Source organism: Arthrobacter ulcerisalmonis (assembly GCF_900609065.1).
GTDB lineage: Bacteria > Actinomycetota > Actinomycetes > Actinomycetales > Micrococcaceae > Arthrobacter > Arthrobacter ulcerisalmonis.
Genome location: NZ_UXAU01000024.1, coordinates 18,434 through 34,492 on the forward strand (window position 1 = coordinate 18,434; position 16,059 = coordinate 34,492).

At 65.3% G+C, this 16,059-nt stretch carries 18 protein-coding genes and 1 tRNA gene; 11 read left to right on the plus strand and 8 right to left on the minus strand.

What is annotated here, in order from left to right:
• Window positions 1-96: 96 nt before the first annotated feature.
• Both PSET11_RS08370 and PSET11_RS08375 read right to left on the minus strand, forming a co-directional pair.
• On the minus strand, window positions 97-777 hold the full coding sequence (locus PSET11_RS08370) for a response regulator transcription factor (protein WP_124091652.1): 681 nt from the start codon (window positions 775-777) through the stop codon (window positions 97-99).
• Window positions 774-2,045, minus strand: coding sequence for a sensor histidine kinase (locus PSET11_RS08375; RefSeq protein WP_124091721.1), 1,272 nt, complete (start codon window positions 2,043-2,045; stop codon window positions 774-776). Before PSET11_RS08375 ends, PSET11_RS08370 begins: the two co-directional genes overlap by 4 nt.
• A gap of 205 nt (window positions 2,046-2,250) precedes the next feature.
• Here PSET11_RS08375 and phoU point away from each other — a divergent pair, with 205 nt between their 5' ends.
• On the plus strand, window positions 2,251-2,916 hold the full coding sequence (gene phoU, locus PSET11_RS08380; RefSeq protein WP_124091653.1) for a phosphate signaling complex protein PhoU: 666 nt from the start codon (window positions 2,251-2,253) through the stop codon (window positions 2,914-2,916).
• Between the two features lie 73 nt (window positions 2,917-2,989).
• Here the strand turns inward: phoU and PSET11_RS08385 are convergent, their stop codons facing one another.
• Window positions 2,990-3,736: a phosphoglyceromutase gene (locus tag PSET11_RS08385; RefSeq protein ID WP_124091654.1), complete on the minus strand. Its 747-nt coding sequence runs from the start codon at window positions 3,734-3,736 to the stop codon at window positions 2,990-2,992.
• A gap of 119 nt (window positions 3,737-3,855) precedes the next feature.
• Here PSET11_RS08385 and PSET11_RS08390 point away from each other — a divergent pair, with 119 nt between their 5' ends.
• Window positions 3,856-4,695 (plus strand): class I SAM-dependent methyltransferase, encoded by an 840-nt coding sequence (locus PSET11_RS08390; protein WP_203415940.1) that lies wholly within the window; start codon window positions 3,856-3,858, stop codon window positions 4,693-4,695.
• Window positions 4,696-4,722: 27 nt separating this feature from the next.
• Here PSET11_RS08390 and PSET11_RS08395 read toward each other — a convergent pair whose 3' ends face one another.
• Window positions 4,723-5,082, minus strand: a complete 360-nt coding sequence (locus PSET11_RS08395; RefSeq protein ID WP_124091655.1) for a DUF2516 family protein — start codon at window positions 5,080-5,082, stop codon at window positions 4,723-4,725.
• 10 nt (window positions 5,083-5,092) lie between these two features.
• On the minus strand, window positions 5,093-6,298 hold the full coding sequence (locus PSET11_RS08400; RefSeq protein ID WP_124091656.1) for a trans-sulfuration enzyme family protein: 1,206 nt from the start codon (window positions 6,296-6,298) through the stop codon (window positions 5,093-5,095).
• Between the two features lie 112 nt (window positions 6,299-6,410).
• On the opposite strand from PSET11_RS08400, the gene tmk reads away from it, so the two are divergent.
• The 4 genes from tmk (at window position 6,411) to PSET11_RS08420 (ending at window position 9,963) form a co-directional block, all read left to right on the plus strand.
• On the plus strand, window positions 6,411-7,082 hold the full coding sequence (gene tmk, locus PSET11_RS08405; protein WP_124091657.1) for a dTMP kinase: 672 nt from the start codon (window positions 6,411-6,413) through the stop codon (window positions 7,080-7,082).
• Window positions 7,079-8,221 carry a DNA polymerase III subunit delta' gene (locus tag PSET11_RS08410; RefSeq protein WP_124091658.1) on the plus strand — a complete coding sequence of 381 codons (1,143 nt, stop codon included), beginning with the start codon at window positions 7,079-7,081 and terminating at the stop codon, window positions 8,219-8,221. Before tmk ends, PSET11_RS08410 begins: the two co-directional genes overlap by 4 nt.
• Window positions 8,222-8,239: 18 nt before the next feature.
• A complete protein-coding gene (locus PSET11_RS08415; protein WP_124091659.1) occupies window positions 8,240-9,802 on the plus strand; it encodes an alpha/beta hydrolase in 1,563 nt (520 codons plus the stop codon).
• Window positions 9,803-9,890: 88 nt separating this feature from the next.
• A tRNA-Thr gene (locus PSET11_RS08420) sits at window positions 9,891-9,963 on the plus strand.
• 110 nt (window positions 9,964-10,073) lie between these two features.
• Here the strand turns inward: PSET11_RS08420 and PSET11_RS08425 are convergent.
• Window positions 10,074-10,460: a hypothetical protein gene (locus tag PSET11_RS08425; protein ID WP_124091660.1), complete on the minus strand. Its 387-nt coding sequence runs from the start codon at window positions 10,458-10,460 to the stop codon at window positions 10,074-10,076.
• A 132-nt stretch (window positions 10,461-10,592) separates the two neighbouring features.
• Between PSET11_RS08425 and PSET11_RS08430 the strand changes: the two genes are divergently transcribed.
• The 5 genes from PSET11_RS08430 (at window position 10,593) to PSET11_RS08450 (ending at window position 14,105) form a co-directional block, all read left to right on the plus strand.
• On the plus strand, window positions 10,593-11,192 hold the full coding sequence (locus PSET11_RS08430) for a hypothetical protein (RefSeq protein WP_124091661.1): 600 nt from the start codon (window positions 10,593-10,595) through the stop codon (window positions 11,190-11,192).
• 2 nt (window positions 11,193-11,194) lie between these two features.
• Window positions 11,195-11,821: an RES family NAD+ phosphorylase gene (locus PSET11_RS08435; RefSeq protein WP_124091662.1), complete on the plus strand. Its 627-nt coding sequence runs from the start codon at window positions 11,195-11,197 to the stop codon at window positions 11,819-11,821.
• A gap of 86 nt (window positions 11,822-11,907) precedes the next feature.
• The gene (locus PSET11_RS08440; protein ID WP_124091663.1) at window positions 11,908-12,666 is read left to right on the plus strand and encodes an IclR family transcriptional regulator; all 759 of its coding nucleotides are present in this window, start codon (window positions 11,908-11,910) and stop codon (window positions 12,664-12,666) included.
• Window positions 12,663-13,604, plus strand: coding sequence for a formimidoylglutamase (gene hutG / locus PSET11_RS08445; RefSeq protein ID WP_124091664.1), 942 nt, complete (start codon window positions 12,663-12,665; stop codon window positions 13,602-13,604). Before PSET11_RS08440 ends, hutG begins: the two co-directional genes overlap by 4 nt.
• 30 nt (window positions 13,605-13,634) lie before the next feature.
• The gene (locus PSET11_RS08450; RefSeq protein ID WP_124091665.1) at window positions 13,635-14,105 is read left to right on the plus strand and encodes a DoxX family protein; all 471 of its coding nucleotides are present in this window, start codon (window positions 13,635-13,637) and stop codon (window positions 14,103-14,105) included.
• On the opposite strand, the gene PSET11_RS08455 is transcribed toward PSET11_RS08450, so the two are convergent.
• The gene (locus PSET11_RS08455) at window positions 14,083-14,790 is read right to left on the minus strand and encodes an ABC transporter ATP-binding protein (RefSeq protein WP_124091666.1); all 708 of its coding nucleotides are present in this window, start codon (window positions 14,788-14,790) and stop codon (window positions 14,083-14,085) included. The two genes, PSET11_RS08450 and PSET11_RS08455, sit on opposite strands and share 23 nt — an antisense overlap.
• Window positions 14,791-14,836: 46 nt before the next feature.
• Window positions 14,837-15,943 (minus strand): ABC transporter permease, encoded by a 1,107-nt coding sequence (locus PSET11_RS08460; protein WP_124091667.1) that lies wholly within the window; start codon window positions 15,941-15,943, stop codon window positions 14,837-14,839.
• Between the last annotated feature and the right edge of the window lie 116 nt (window positions 15,944-16,059).

Below are 16,059 nucleotides of genomic sequence, written 5' to 3' on the forward strand. Positions count from 1 at the left end.
CGTCCGCCGCCCGGCGTGGCGGCGGACGCGACAGACAGTAAAAGGGAGGAGCCAACCGGCTCCTCCCTTTTTGCTGCCTGCGTTCAGCAGGTGCTGTTACGGCTCGAACTTGTACCCCAAGCCACGCACGGTGACCAGGTAGCGGGGCGCAGAGGGATCGGGTTCGATCTTGCCGCGCAGCCTTTTCACGTGCACGTCAAGGGTCTTGGTGTCCCCCACGTAGTCCGAGCCCCAGACCCTGTCGATGAGCTGTCCGCGGGTCAGTACCCGGCCGGAGTTCCGCAGCAGCATTTCCAGCAGCTCGAATTCCTTGAGCGGCAGCAGGACCTGCTCGCCACTCACGCTGACCACATGCCGCTCAATGTCCATCCGGACCGGGCCGGCCTGGACCGTGGCGGAAATGAGCTCTTCCGGCTCGCCCTGGCGGCGCAGCACGGCCCGGACCCTGGCCACGAGTTCACGGGAGGAGTAGGGCTTGGTGACATAGTCGTCGGCACCGAGCTCCAACCCCACCACCTTGTCGATCTCGGAATCCTTGGCCGTCAGCATGATCACCGGGACGGAGGAACGCTGCCGAAGTTGGCGGCATACTTCGGTGCCGGACAGTCCCGGCAATTGCAGATCCAGGAGCACCAGATCGGCGCCGTTACGGTCGAACTCGGTAATGGCGTCCAGGCCGTTGTCCACCACCTCGACGTCAAAGCCTTCTTTGCCCAACAGATAGGACAGCGGGTCGCTGAACGATTCCTCGTCCTCGACAATCAAAATCCTGCTCAAGCGTTAGCTCCTCGTTCGGTTGCGCCGGCGGCGCGGGATACTGGGGTGGAGTGTGGTGCGACGGCAGCGCCACTTGCCACGGCAGAGGTGCCCAGAGCCGCGGCGGGCTGCTGATTGGCGGGCTGCGCGTCGTCGTCGGCGTCCTGGCCTTCCATTTCCGGCAGGCGCAACGTGAAGGTGGAGCCCTTGCCCGGCTGGGACCACACGGTGATTTCGCCACCGTGGTTGGAGGCCACGTGCTTGACGATGCTCAGGCCCAGGCCGGTGCCGCCAGTATGCCGGGAGCGGGCTGCATCCACACGGTAAAAGCGTTCGAAGATGCGTTCCTGGTCTTCCGCGGTGAGTCCGGGGCCCTGATCGGTCACCGAAATCGACACCAGCCCGTCCTTCACCCGGACGCCAAGCCCCACCCTGGTGTCCATGGGCGAATAGCGAATGGCGTTGTCGATCAAGTTGCGCAGCGCTGTGACCAGCAGATCCTGGTCCCCGAAGACGGTGCTCTCGATACGGGCGCCCACCACAATGCTGATGTTCTTGCTCTCGGCGGGCAGTTGCGACCGGTCCACCGCCTCGTTGATGACCGCGTTCACGTCTACCGGACCGCCCTGCTGGACCACGCTGGCGCCCTGCAGCCGGGACAGTTCAATGATGTCTTGGACCAGCGCCGCCAGCCGGCCGGATTCCTTGTGCATGCGCGTTGCAAAGCGGCGGACCGCCAACTCGTCATCAGCCGAGGATTCAATGGCCTCGGCAAGCAGCGAAATGGCACCCACCGGAGTCTTGAGTTCGTGTGAGACGTTGGCGACGAAGTCGTTGCGGATCTCTTCGGTCCGGGTAATTTCGGTGCGGTCGTCGGCGAGCAGAAGGATATATTCCTCACCCAGCATGGCTGCCCGGACCTGGACAATGATGGTGCCCTGGCCCAGCGGGCCGCGCTGGAGCTCGAGCTGCTTTTCCAGGATCACGCCGTCGCGGCGGACGCCCGCCGTCATGTGCAGCAGCTCTGCGTGGACCACAGTGTGTCCGCGGACCAGGCCGTAGGCGTAGGCGGCGGGGCTGGCCCGGACCACGCCGTCGATCGCGTCAACCACCACAAAGGCGCGTCCGACGACGGCCAGCACCTCTGCGGCGCCGGCGGGCAGGGCGAGGTCCGCGGCGTCGACGTCGAAGTCCAGGAGCCTGCGTTGCCGCTCGCTCACCCGGTAGGCGAGCACGCCGAACGTGCCAAGCGCCAGGCCAACGAGGCCAGCCACCACACCGATGAGCATAGGATTCACGGGTCCAGCTTATGCCGTGGGGTGCCCGCATCCGGCGCGTCTGGACCTGCTGAGCCGACGGTTCAACTAACGTTCACCTTGAACGGCCCAATCGTTTACCGCGCACTGGCAGAGTTACGGGTTGGAGTGCCGAACGGCGACACGATTCCTGCTGCCCTTTCGCGGGTTGGCCGGAGTTCCAAGGAAAGGACGCCTAGTGCGTAAGGTTTTTCAGGAAGAGCTCACCCAGGTAGGTGACCAGCTGCTGGAGATCTCCCGGCTGGTCAGCGAAGCGTTGAAGAAGGCCACCACCTCATTCGAGGTAGCTGACGTGGATCTCGCCCAGGACGTCATTGCCGCTGACGCACGCATTGACTTCCTCCAGAACAGTCTCGATGAGCGCGCCATCGACATCCTGGCCCTGCAGGGCCCGGTTGCCAGCGACCTGCGCATGATCGTGGGATCGCTGCGGATGAGCGCCTCACTGGAACGAATGGGAGACCTGGCCCGGCACATCGCCCAGCTGGCCCGCCTCCGTTTCCCCTCGACGGTCATCCCCGCACCCATGACGGCCACCTTCACCCGGATGGCGGAACTGGACCAGATCATCGCGGACAAGCTGTCCGTGCTCCTGGAAACCCGCGACCTGGAGGTGGCCCGCGACATCCTCAAGGCCAACTCCGAAATCAACGATCTGCACCTGAGCGTCTTCAAGGCAATCGCCTCGCCCGACTGGGCCGAGTCCGCCGCCACCACCGTGGACGTGGCCCTGGCCAGCCGTTACTTTGAACGCTTCGCCGATCACGGCGTGTCCGTGGCGCAGAAGGTCACCTACCTGGTCACCGGCGCCTGGCAGCCGTATGGCAACAGCGAACTCAGCTAACCGCTTTCCCACATACGACGTCGGCCCGGCCACCTTTTCAGGTGACCGGGCCGACGTCGTTAATGCGTTGTTGCTACTTTTTGCCCTGATTGGCCACGGCCTGGATGGCTGAGGCTGCGGCGTCCGGGTCCAGGTAGGTGCCGCCGATCTTGACGGGCTTGAAGTCCTCGTCGAGATCGTAGACCAGCGGGATGCCGGTGGGGATGTTCAGGCTGGCGATGGCGTCGTCGCTGATGCCGTCCAGGTGCTTGACCAGCGCGCGCAGCGAGTTGCCGTGGGCGGTGACCAGGACGGTCTTGCCGGCCTTGAGGTCAACCTTGATGTCCGACTCCCAGTACGGCAGCAAACGGACCAGGACATCCTTGAGGCATTCGGTGCGGGGCAAATCATCACCGAGGTCGGCGTAACGGGGATCGTGGGCCTGCGAGAACTCGCTGTCGTCGGACAGGACCGGCGGCGGGGTGTCGTAGCTGCGGCGCCACTCAATGAACTGCTCTTCGCCGAACTCGGCAAGGGTCTGGGCCTTGTCCTTGCCCTGCAGTGCGCCGTAGTGGCGCTCGTTCAGGCGCCAGTCGCGCTTGACCGGGATCCAGCCACGATCAGCCTTGTCCAAGGCCATGTTGGCGGTGTTGATGGCACGCTTCAACAGCGACGTGTAAAGAACGTCCGGCAGGAGATCGTGCTCAACCAAAAGCTCGCCGCCGCGGACGGCCTCGGTGCGTCCCTGGTCGTTGAGGTCAACGTCCACCCAGCCGGTGAACAGGTTCTTGGCGTTCCATTCGCTGTGGCCGTGGCGCAGCAAAATCAGCTTATAAGTCATGATTTTCATCCTAGCCGAGTAACATTGCGGGAGGCGTTGCGTTACTTTCCTGTGGACCTTGGCTGGCTCGGTGCCGGTATGCGCCGCTGCCCGCCCGGCCAAAGCTATAAGGTAGGGCGGTGGTGCAAAAGGCAGAGCGGGTGGACGCCCCGCAGATCTCCGGCAAGCGGGCTGGCCGGCCCGGTCGTCCGGTCGGCAACGTCACCCGCGGCACCACCAACCCCAACCGGATGCGCCGCGTGGACCGCTGGGTCACCGGACCGCAGGCCTGGCGCCTCCGCACCGCGACGGACCCCCTGGTGGTGGACCTGGGCTACGGCGCAACGCCCGCCACCGCCGTCGAACTTTACGAACGCCTTGCCGTCCTGCGACCGGACGTGCGGGTGGCTGGCGTGGAAATCGAGCCGGCTCGGGTGCGGGCGGCGCTCCCGCTGCAGCGTCCAGGACTGAGCTTCCACGTGGGCGGGTTTGAGCTTCCCGTTCCGGGCCGCCCCGTCCTGGTGCGCGCCTTCAATGTGCTCCGCCAGTACGAGGAGGCGGACGTTGGCGGAATTTGGCGGCTGGTTCAGGATCGGCTGGCGCCCCAAGGGCTGTTCATCGACGGGACGTGCGACGAGATCGGCAGGCGCGTCTGCTGGATCGCGCTGGACTCGCAGCGCCCGCTGTCGTTGAGCTTTTCCGTGCGTTTTGGCAGTTTCGAACTTCCGTCAGAGGTTGCCGAACGGCTGCCCAAGGCGCTGATCCACCGGAACGTTCCGGGTGAGCCAGTGCACGCGCTGCTGCAGGCGATGGACCGCGCGTGGCTGGAAAGCGCGCCGCTTGCATCGTTCGGGAACAGGCAGCGCTGGCAAGGGATGTGCCGCGGCCTGCGCGACGCCGGCTGGCCGGTCCACGACGGGCCAGCCAGGTGGCGCCTGGGCGAACTCACTATCGGCTGGGATGCCGTCGCGCCAGCTTAGGTTGCGCGGGCCCGCTGGCGGGTCCGGCTACCAGGGGCCGTAGGGTCCCATGTTGCGGCTACCGCCGCGGCCAGCGTCCTTGAGGGCCGGCCGAACGTCTGCGAGGTAGACACAGGCGGCCGTCACGGCGGCCAGACCAAAGAGTCCCAGGGTGCCGAAGATTCCGCCGCCACCGCTGCTCCCGAAGAGGGAGATGGCGCCGACCAGGGTTGCGCCGCCCGTCAGCGCCAGCCAGAACGACTTGGTGCGCTTGCCGGTTGCCTCAAAGGCATCTCCGCGGTGCCGCACGCAGTCCACCACAGCCCAGAGTTCGAGCCCCAGCGCCACCAGCGCCAGGAGGAAAAACACTGCCGTCTCAACGGGCCGAATAATCATTTCACCATCCACAGCGCCCAGCCTATCCTTTCAACCGGTCCAGCGCCTGCGTCAGGTCGGCCCAGAGGTCCTCGACGTTTTCCACGCCGACGCTGAGGCGAATGAGATCTTCCGGTACGCTGACCGGCTCAGCCGCGTGCCGGCGTCGTCGTTCGATCAGAGACTCGACGCCGCCCAAGGAGGTGGCCTGCAGCCAGAGTTCAAGGGCGCGGACTAGGTGATCTGCGGCGTCCGCGGCAGACACCCCGGGCACAGGTGCGAGCTGGATGCAGACGATGGACCCGAATCCGGTCATCTGCGCTTTCGCCCGGTCATGGCCCGGGTGCGTGGGCAGTCCGGGGAAAAGAACGGTGCCGATCAACGGGTGGGCCTCAAGGCGCTCCGCGACGGTCTGTGCCGATTCCTGCGACCGCGCCACGCGTAGCGCAAGCGTCCGGAGGCCGCGGAGCGCAAGCCAGGCCTCAAAGGGGCCGGCGATGCCGCCGTGGATGGTGCGGTGGTGGAGCAGTGCGGCGCGAAGGTCCGGGTTCGAGGTCACCAGCGCGCCCAGCACCACATCGGAATGGCCAGCCAGGTACTTGGTCACCGAGTGAAGCACGACGTCGGAGCCCAGTTTCAGGGGCTGCTGACCCAGCGGGGTGGAAAAGGTATTGTCGGTCACCACGATCGCACCGGCCCGGTGGGCTGCCGCGGCCAGGGCCTCAACCTCGGCAATGCCGAGCATGGGGTTGGTGGGACTCTCCAGCCAAAGCATGCTGGCGGGGCGGGAGCCGTCCCCACCCTGCGATCCTGGCGCGTCTGCCAGCGCCGCCACCACAGCCTCCGTGTCGGCAATATCCACTTGTCGGAGTTCGATGAAGCCTTTTTGCGCCAACTCTCCGGCCATCACCAACGTGCCGGAATAGCTGTGGGTAGGCATCACCAACACGCCGCCAGCCGGGATAAGCGAAAGTGCCGAGCTCACCGCAGCGAGCCCGGATGCATAGAGCAGCCCGGGAAGTTCCGCGCCTTCCAACTGTCCCAGGGCTTCCTCGAACGGGTCCCAGGTGGGGTTGGAATACCGGCCGTACCCGCGATCGCCGTCAGCCAACGGGCCGGTCCCAAAGTAGGTGGAGGAGAGGACGATCGGCGGGTTGACCGGCTCATCCCGTTCCCTGGGTGGGCGGGCGGCAGCCACCACCAGCGTCTCGGCGGAAAGGGCAGCCAACTGCTGTTCAGAAAGACTCATTCGAAAAGCGTACTGTCCGGCGCGGATCCGGGAGAAAGCCCGGACCCGTTCCGTCATCCACATACGCGCGGGGCAGTGACACGTTGCCAGCAAGGATCGGTAGGCTGGTGCGGTGAGCACACAAGAGGCAGGCCTATTCATCGCATTCGAGGGCGGCGATGGTGCTGGCAAATCCACCCAGGCGCGGCTGCTGGCGGATGCCCTCACGGCCCGCGGGCTCACTGTGCTGCAAACCCGCGAACCCGGTGGTACCCCTATTGGCGAGAGGCTGCGCTCCCTAGTTCTGGATCACGGCCACGGGCACATCGACGCGCACACCGAGGCCCTGATCTTCGCGGCGTCCCGGGCCGCGCACGCCAGCCAGGTGATCCGGCCAGCCCTTGACCGCGGCGACATTGTCCTGACGGACCGGTACATCGACTCGTCGGTGGCCTATCAGGGCGCTGGCCGGGATCTCGGCGAAGACGCCGTCCGCACCCTGAATGAGTGGGCTACGTCGGGACTGCAACCGCACCTGACGGTGTTGCTGGATGTTGATCCCGCCGTCGGGCGCCAGCGCCGAACCGCCGGTGACGCTGCGGAAGACCGGCTCGAATCCGAGGCGGACGAATTCCACGCCCGGATCCGCGCGGCGTTCCTGGATCTTGCGGCGAACCGGCCAGACGGATATCTCGTCCTCCCCGCCCACCTGAGTGTCGCGGAACTCGCCGCCAGGATTCTGGAACGCGTGACCTTCCTGCACAGCGTTGCGGCTGGGACCCGCCCCGGGCTCGTGGCGCCGTGAGCGTCTGGGACGACCTTCAGGGCCAGCCCGCCGTCGTCGAGCAACTGCGGCAAGCTGCCAGCGGCGACGCCCTGACGCACGCTTGGTTGTTTACCGGCCCCCCAGGCTCGGGCCGGTCCAACGCGGCCAAGGCTTTCGCCGCGGCTTTGAATTGCGACCAGGACAATGTGAACCAGCGAGGCTGTGGGATATGCGCCGCCTGCCGGACCATCCTCGGCGAAACCCACTCTGACGTGACGTTTGTGCGGACCGAAAAGGTCACCATCACCATCGACGAAGCCCGCGAACTGGTAGCCAAGGCGGGAAACCGGCCGTCGTCCGGGCGGTGGCGGATCATTGTGGTCGAAGATGCTGATCGGATGGCCGAGCGCACCACCAACGTGCTCCTCAAGGCCATCGAGGAGCCCACGCCGCGGACGGTGTGGATGCTGTGCGCCCCGTCGCCCGCGGACGTCCTGGTCACCATCCGGTCGCGGTGCCGTAGCGTTGGCCTTCGCCTGCCACCTGCCGCCGACGTCGCGGCACTGCTGGTAAAGCGCGACGGCGTGGATCCAGTTTTGGCCGAACGTGCGGCACGTGCCGCGCAGAGCCACGTGGGGATCGCCCGCCGGCTGGCGCGCGATCCCGGTGCGCGGGAGCGGCGACTGGAAACGGTGCGCTTTCCCTTGTCGCTGCGCGGGGTTACGGCTGCTGTGATGATGGCGGACAAGCTGGTGAAAATCGCCACGGCAGAGGCCAACAGTTCCAACGAGGAACGCGACGCCGCGGAGAAGATCGCCCTGCTGGCCACCCTTGGCGCACCGGAATCCGGCACACTCCCACCGGCCATGCGCAGCCAGGTCAAGCAACTCGAAGACGACCAGAAACGGCGTGCGAAGAGGTCCATCACCGATTCGCTGGATCGGACCCTGACGGACTTGATGTCCTTCTACCGGGACGTGCTCATCATTCAGTTGGGCGACGCCGTCGAACTCGTCAATGCTGAGCTGCGCCACGAACTCGAGGAGTTCGCCAGCCGTTCCACCCCCGAAACCACGCTGGCCAGGATGGATGCCATCAACAAGGCCCGCGAACGCATTACCACCACCAACGTTGCACCGCTGTTGACCATAGAGTCCATGGCAGCCAGCCTGATCTGACCCTTTCAAGGAGACCCGATGACTGCCCGTCCCCTGCCCATCCGACGACGATCCATGGGTTCAACGCTTCGCGCCGCCGGTGCCTTGGCGCTGGCCCTGGCGCTGGCGTCCTGCACCGTAGTCGACGGCGGCAAGACCCAGGAGACCGCCACCGGAAAAGCCGATCCCAGCATCGTCGCGGCAGCGCCGTCGGAGCTGGCGGACTACTACTCCCAGACGGTGGTGTGGGAACCGTGTGAGCGCGAATTCCAGTGCGCCAAGGTCACCGTTCCCAGCGACTACGCCGCGCCCAAAGGCGAGACCATCCAGCTGGCGGTGTTGCGGGCGCCCAGCACGGGATCCAAGACCGGCAGCCTGTTGGTGAACCCTGGCGGGCCGGGAGCGTCGGGCTTCGACTTTGTCCGCGACGGCGCCAACACCCAGTTCCCCACCACGGTGCGGGACGCGTTCGACCTGGTGGGCTTTGATCCACGCGGCGTGAAACGCTCAGCCCCCGTCACCTGCATGACGGACGCCGAACGTGACGCGTCCCGGGCCAAGATCTACGACCTGGATTCGGACAACGGTGTTGCGGCGTTGGTTGCCGACAACAAGGTCATAGCGGAACAGTGCGCCCAGCAGACCGGGCCGATCATGGCGCACATTGACACCGTCAGCGCGGCCAAGGACCTGGACATCCTCCGGGCCGTGGTCAACGACGCCAAGCTGAACTACGTGGGCTATTCCTACGGCACGTTCCTGGGCTCCACGTACGCCTCGCTGTTCCCGAACAACGTGGGCCGCATGGTGCTGGACGGCGCCTTGGATCCGGCCATCAGCAACGAGGAACTCACCAGCGGCCAGGCAGTCGCCTTCGAAAAGTCGTTGGCCGCCTATGTGGCCAGCTGCCTGCGGCAGAACGGTTGCCCGCTCAGCGGCGATGTTGAGTCCGGCGTCCAGCAGATCCGGGACCTGATCGCTGCTGTCAAGGAGACGCCGCGCACAGCCAAGGACGGCCGGTTGGTCAACGCCACCATGTTCGTCAGCGGCCTGATCACCCCGCTGTACAACGACCAGAGCTGGCCGGCCCTGACGCAGGCACTCCAGGCGGCAACCCAGGGCGACATGAGCCCCATGCTGCGCCTGGCGGACCTCGGCGCCGACCGGGCCGCCGACGGCACCTACACGTCCAATTCAGCCTTTGCGTTCAACGCCATCAACTGCCTGGACTACCCCATGGTGACCGATTTGGCCGCCATGCGGGCCGAGCAGCAGACACTGATCCAGGAGTCCCCCACCTTCGGGTACTTCTTCGCCTTCGGCGGCACCAATTGCACGGACTGGCCATACAAGAACATCCGCACCCCGGCACCGGTCCAGTACACCGGCGACTCCCCCATTGTGGTGATCGGCACCACCGGAGATCCCGCCACGCCCGTTCAGTGGGCTGGCTCGCTCCGCAAGCAATTGGGCAACGCCTCATTGCTGACGTGGCAGGGCGAGGGCCACACCGCCTATGGCCGGTCCAACAGCTGCATCGAAGACGCGGTGGACGACTTCCTCCTCAGCGGCCAAGTACCTGCCGACAACACCCTCTGCTGACTCCAGCTCCATTTTGACCCGGGCGCCGGGCCTCCATTACAGTTGACTCTTGCGTGAAGCGCCCGGTTCGCCGGAAAGTTCACGCGGTGCTTCCTTAGCTCAGTCGGTAGAGCGTTTCACTCGTAATGAAAAGGTCATCAGTTCGATTCTGATAGGAAGCTCGGGCAAAACCCCGTATTTTCGTCGATAGCGACGTTGGTACGGGGTTTTTTGCTGGTTAAACCGGTTGATTAGCACATCGTGATCGCCCTTCCAAAGCTCCGCCGTCGGCCTACGGAATAGGGACGTGCTCGTCGACCGTGCGGTTGTACGGCGCCCTGTCAGGGCAGTCGATGGAGGCCGTGACGGGACCTTCTGGCTGGTCCGTGTAGCGCACGCAAGCGTTGACCGTCCGCTGCTCACCGAACAGTCCCCCGCTGGTGGTCACGTGCTCTTCAAAGTAGAGGTCTGCGTAGAAGACGTCCTCCTCCCAGCCGAAGTCGTACACGTGGGCGCCTCCGGCGTTCATCTTCGTCGCCATGAGGATCCGGTCGCTGGTGTCGTTGGTCGAGACAACGTGCGTGAACCAAGGCAGGGCTTCAGTGGCCTGGTCGCGAATGGCAGACCTGGCTATGTCGTCGATTGACGGCCGACATCCCGCCAGACCGAGAGCGACCATGATAGCCAGGCAGACCGTGGTGAACCTTCGCATTCTTCCCCCCAATCATTTGTTGACCCAGCCTAGCCTCCACCGGTAGGCCTTCCACGAGTGACAGCAGTGGCATAAACTGTGGGCGTTGAAGGAGTTGACGTGACCATCCAGGATCACCACAGCCAGACGAATAGACCCGACGCTCTCACCGCATGGATCGACGCCGCCGATATTTCGTTCAACCAAGAAGATCTCGTGGCCGCCCTGCAGGAAATGACGCGAAGCACCACGGCTACTGCCCTCCCAGCGCACGATCAAGCCTTTTGGGCCGAGCATTCCGGAATCGATGCATCGCGCAGCCGCAGGAACGTGGCTGCACGGAATGCCGCGAACCGCGTTCTTTTGGATTCCTCGACCATCCCCGCCTCTGCTGTTGCCGAGCGAATGGAACTGTCAGCGTCCACCGTCAGGCATTACAAGGCTGCGCATAAGTTGTATTCCTACCTGGTCAATGGAAAACTCGCCTTCCCCGACTGGCAGTTCATCAACGCCGGAAAGCTAGCACTGCCCGCCTTGGAGGATGTCTTGGCGGCGTTGCCGTCAGACCTGCATCCACAATCGGTTGCTGGCTTCTTCCTGACACCGCAACCAGATTTGGTCCTGAATGGCGAACCCGTCTCGGCCAAAGCCTGGCTAGCGGAAGGTGGCAATAAAGACCTGGTCGTCAGCCTGGCCAAAGATTTGGCTGCCGGGAACTGACCATGGACCAGTACCCTCCCAGCATCGAAGAGCTGCGGACACTGGGATTCACCACCAAGGTCTTAACGAAATCCACGGTGCTCTGGCGCGTTCACTTCACCACCTCACAGCACATCGTGCCGTGGAACAGGCTCAGGACCTGGGGCCCCGTCGCCAGTGCACGCTGGGCCCCACACCCGCCACCGCCCCAGGACGCCGCTCCGCTGGGGGCGGCGTATCTGGGCGAAGACGTCCTCACCTGTTTGGCGGAAGTTTTTCAACTGACCCGCTTCGTCGACGTAGATCGGGATACTCCCTACATCACCGCCCTCCGTCTGAACCGTGACATCACCACTGTTGACCTGACCGGCCACTGGCTGCTCTCGGCTGGCGCCTCAGCACAGGTGGCATTCGGCGAGAAAGAACGCACCAGGGCGTGGGCGCGCGCCATCCATCAGGCGTGGCCCACGGTGGACGGCCTCTATTCTCTATCTGCCATGGCCCTCAGCCGGAAAGTCGTGACGCTCTGGACCGCCAATTGCCTGCCTGCCACGCCAGCGTTCACGGCGCCACTGAGTTCGCCAGGCATCATTGCCGATGTGGCCGCGGCAGCACGCGAAATCGGGTATGACAGCAACATCGTCTTCTAGCTAATTCCCATCCGCCGGAAATTAAATTCCCATTTTGTGGGAACTTAATTCTTGTGTCTGTGATTCCAGCCACTAGCCTCAGTGACATGACCACTGAACCGGGCTCCGCCGTGATAGGAGACAACAACGCCTCACGCTTTGTTGAGATCCTGCTGGAGTTCTCCCGGCACCGCACGCTGACAGCTGCCCAGATCACCAAAATTACGGGCATCCCCGCGAGCGCCGTCTACCGGCACCTCACCACGTTGGTGAACTCCGGCTTCGTGGCTCAGACAAAGCGTCGCGGTCAATACAGTGCAGGCCCGGAATCGCTCCGGCTCGCCGCCAACTTCCACCAGGAATCGATGGTGAAGGGCCGGATCACCGAACAGCTCCTCCAGCTCTCCGAAGACACCGAGGAGTTGGCCGCCTACCTGGTGGTGAGTGGCGTTGAGGCCTTATGCGTCGAGGCCATCGAAGGTCCACAAATGCTCCGCTGCAGCTATTCACCCGGCCGTTCCCAGCCCCTCCACAAGGGCGCCAGCGCTCTGGTGTTGCTCGCCCACCTTGGCGTCGTTGAGCAGCAAGACGTCATCGGCAGCCTTGACCTCGGCGATCCGGCCACCGCGGCGCTGCAGCAGGAAATCCAACTCGTTCGGGACCGCGGCTTCGCCCTGAGCTACGGCGCAGTGGATGCCGGAGTCTGGGGCGTCAGCTTCCCCGTGATTGACGACGGCGGCCGCCTCCTGGGTGCCGTCAGCACCATGGCCCCGGCCGAGCGCGCTGTCCGCCGCGAAAAACACCTCATTGCCAGTACCCGTGACGCCGCTTTGGCGCTCGCCCACGAGGGGAAAGAACTCCCATGACCCACACTCCAAACGCCCACATCTGGAGCGGCCGCGACGACGGCCCCGGCGACGAAAACCGCCGCTGGCATCACGCCGTCAACTCCGCCACTCCCGGAACCGGAATTGCGTTGCTGGGCTTCCGCAGCGACGAAGGCGTGCGGCGGAACAAAGGGCGAGTGGGCGCCGTCGACGGTCCCGCCAGCATCCGCACCGCTCTCGCCCCGATGTCCGCGGACCCCCGACTGGTTGTCCACGATCTCGGCGACACCACCGTCCTTGATGGGCAGATGGAAGCCGGCCAAGCCCTCCTTGGCCAGGCAGTTGCGGAAGCTCTCGACGCCGGTCATCTGGCTGTTGTGCTTGGCGGCGGCCACGAAACAGCATTCGGCAGCTACACGGGGCTGCGATCCAGCGCCGTCACTGCCGGGAAACGCCTGGGCACCCTCAACCTGGACGCCCACTTCGATCTCCGTAAGGAGCCGGTGCCCTCCTCCGGGACCCCCTTCCTGCAGGTCGCCAACGCCGAACGCGAGCGCGGCCACGAGTTCAACTACGCCGTGGTGGGCATCAGCCAGCCCGGCAACACCGGCGCCCTCTTCCAGACCGCCCACGATCTTGGCGTCAGCTACCTCCTGGACGAGGACTGCTCCGAATCCCACCTCGCCCCGGTCCTGGACTTTACCCAGGCATTTATCGACTCGGTAGATGCCGTGTACCTGACCATCGACCTCGACGTCCTCCCCGCTGCCGTGGCACCCGGCGTCAGCGCACCGGCGTCGTACGGGGTCCCCCTGAGCGTCCTGCTCGCCGTCTGCAGGCAGGTGGCCCGCTCCCCCAAGCTGGCCCTGGTAGACGTCGTCGAACTTAACCCCGCGTTCGACGTCGACTCCCGCACTGCCCGCACCGCGGCCCGCCTCATCCACACCATCTCTTCCGAGCACCTCCTCGACGGTTAGCCAACGCCGGAAAACTGTTACCGTCCAGTAATGACGTCCCCACGAAATACACTCCGCACAGCGATCCGCCAGCCGGCCGGGAAGATTTCGCTCCCTCGCCTGCTGGCCGCCGTCATTCTGGGAGCCGGCCTGATTTTTGCCGGCATCAGCCACCTGACCTTCGCCAGGGCCGAGTTCCAGGCGCAGGTTCCGCCCTGGTTCCCCCTGGACGTCGACTTTGTGGTGGTTGCGTCCGGCGTGGTGGAAATTATGCTGGGTCTGGCGCTGATCGCCCTCCGGGCACGCCGGGTTGCGGTTGGCCTGGTGGTTGCAGCGTTCTTCATCGTCATCTTCCCCGGCAACATCTCCCAGTTCGTCACGGGCACCGATGGCTTCGGCTTGAACACTGACCAGGCCCGGCTGGTGCGGCTCTTCTTCCAACCGGTCCTGGTCATCTGGGCGCTGTGGGCAACCGGCGCCTGGCGTGCGGTGCGGAACGCTAGCGGGCGTCCACCAAGGTAGGCACCGGCGCGCTCAACTGCCCGTCCCGCATGGTGGCCACGGCGTCGGTGAGCGGCACAAACTCCGTGTCATGCGTGACCATGACTGTGGCCACCTGGAACTGGTCGGTGATCCGCCGCAGCAACCTGACAATCGCCTCGCTTCGCTGGTGGTCCAGGGCAGCAGTAGGTTCGTCGACCAGGAGCACCGTGGGCTTTCCCATCAGCGCCCGGGCAATGTTGACGCGCTGGCGCTGCCCGCCAGAGAGCTGATGGGGGCGCTTGTCCGCCGAACCGGCCAGGCCCACCACGTCCAGCAGGTCTGCGGCCTTGGCTCTGGCCGCCTTCACCGCCGCGCCCCGGAGGTGGTCGCCAATAATGAGCTGTTCGACGGCAGTCAGGGATGGCAGCAGGTTGGGCTGCTGGAAGATGATGCCAATGTTCTCCCGGCGGAGCGCACTCAGCTCCCGCTCGCTCAGCCCCAGGGTCTCGGTCCCGGCCACGGACACCACCCCCGCGGTGGGACGGACCAGCGTGGCGGCAACGGCCAGGAGGCTGGACTTCCCCGACCCGGACGGACCCACCAGGGACATCATCTGGCCGGCGCGAACAGCCAGGTTCACGCCGTCGAGCGCTTTCAGAACGCCGTCGCCGTCAGGATACTCGAGGGTGACGTTGAGGAGGGACAGGGGTGCAGTAGCTGACATGGGGTAAGTCCTTTGGGTGAGATGGGGGTTCGGAAGGGTGCGGAACTCAGCTGCCACCGAGGGCCAGCAGCGGATCGACCTTGGTGACGCGGCGGACCGCGAGGGCCGCGCCTACAAGCCCCAACGCCACGATGCCCAGCACGGGAACGAGCGTGGTTGCCGGTGTCACCAGGAACGGCGCTGCCTGCTCGGCGATCAGTCCGCCCACCAGCCCAATGCCGCCACCCACTGCTGCGCCGGCGGCCAGGACCACGGCGGCCTGCGTCATGGCGTCCCGGAGGATGTAGCTGCTGCTGGCGCCCAGTGCTTTGAGGACCGCAACGTCTCGGGTCCGCTGCACCGTCCACACCGTCAGGAAGGCCACAATCACTAATGCCGAGATGCCGTAGAGAAATGCCTGCATCAAGGTGAGTGAGCCGTTCTCACTCTTGAAGGAACCGAGCGCCTGGAACGCGCCAGTGCGGGTGGTGCTGACAGTGTTGGCTGCAACGTTGGCCGCCGATTCGTCCACGCCAGCACCCGGGGACGTGAAGGTCACAGCGGCCACGGTGCCGGCTGCCCCATCGACATGCGCTGTGGCCTCCCATACGGGCAGGTCCACCCAGACCACACTGGTGTGCGAGTACCACTGATCCTCGACGACGGCACTCACCGTGAGCTTGGTTCCGCCCACCAGCACTGCGTCCCCCGGGTGCACCGCCAGGGCCTTGGCCACGCCGGACCCGAGCACCGCCGAACCTGGGCTGACCGCGGAAGGTGCCAGACCGCCGTCGGCCGCCACCCCGAAAATGGCGACGTTCGCGGTTCCGGTGGCAGCGCCGTCGGGCCCCACGGACTGCAGCCGGGACTGGCTGATACCCATCGCCTGTGCGTCGGCGACGCCCGGCTGGTCCCGCCAGGACGCGACCTGGGCCGCTGTGACGGTACTTTCAGTGAACGATGCCTTGGGATCCGTGCCTGCCGGGCCGCCGAAAACGATCTGGTCCACCGGTCGGTTGCCGCCCAGTTGCTCGATGGCGGACGTGGATTGGTTCGCCAGTCCCGCCGTGAGGCCGGAGAGCAGGACCAGCAGGAGGGTGATGAGGGCAACGACGCTGCCCATCAGGGCGAACCTGCCCTTGGCAAAGCGGATGTCGCGGATGGCGAGGAACACGGGGTCTTCTTTCGGTGGATGGCGGAGGCGTACTGGCTCCTTTTCAACTCTCCGCCGAGGGGGCAGCCACCGAATCGTACGGGCGGTTGGTCTGCGGTGTCCGTCGGGTGGATTCT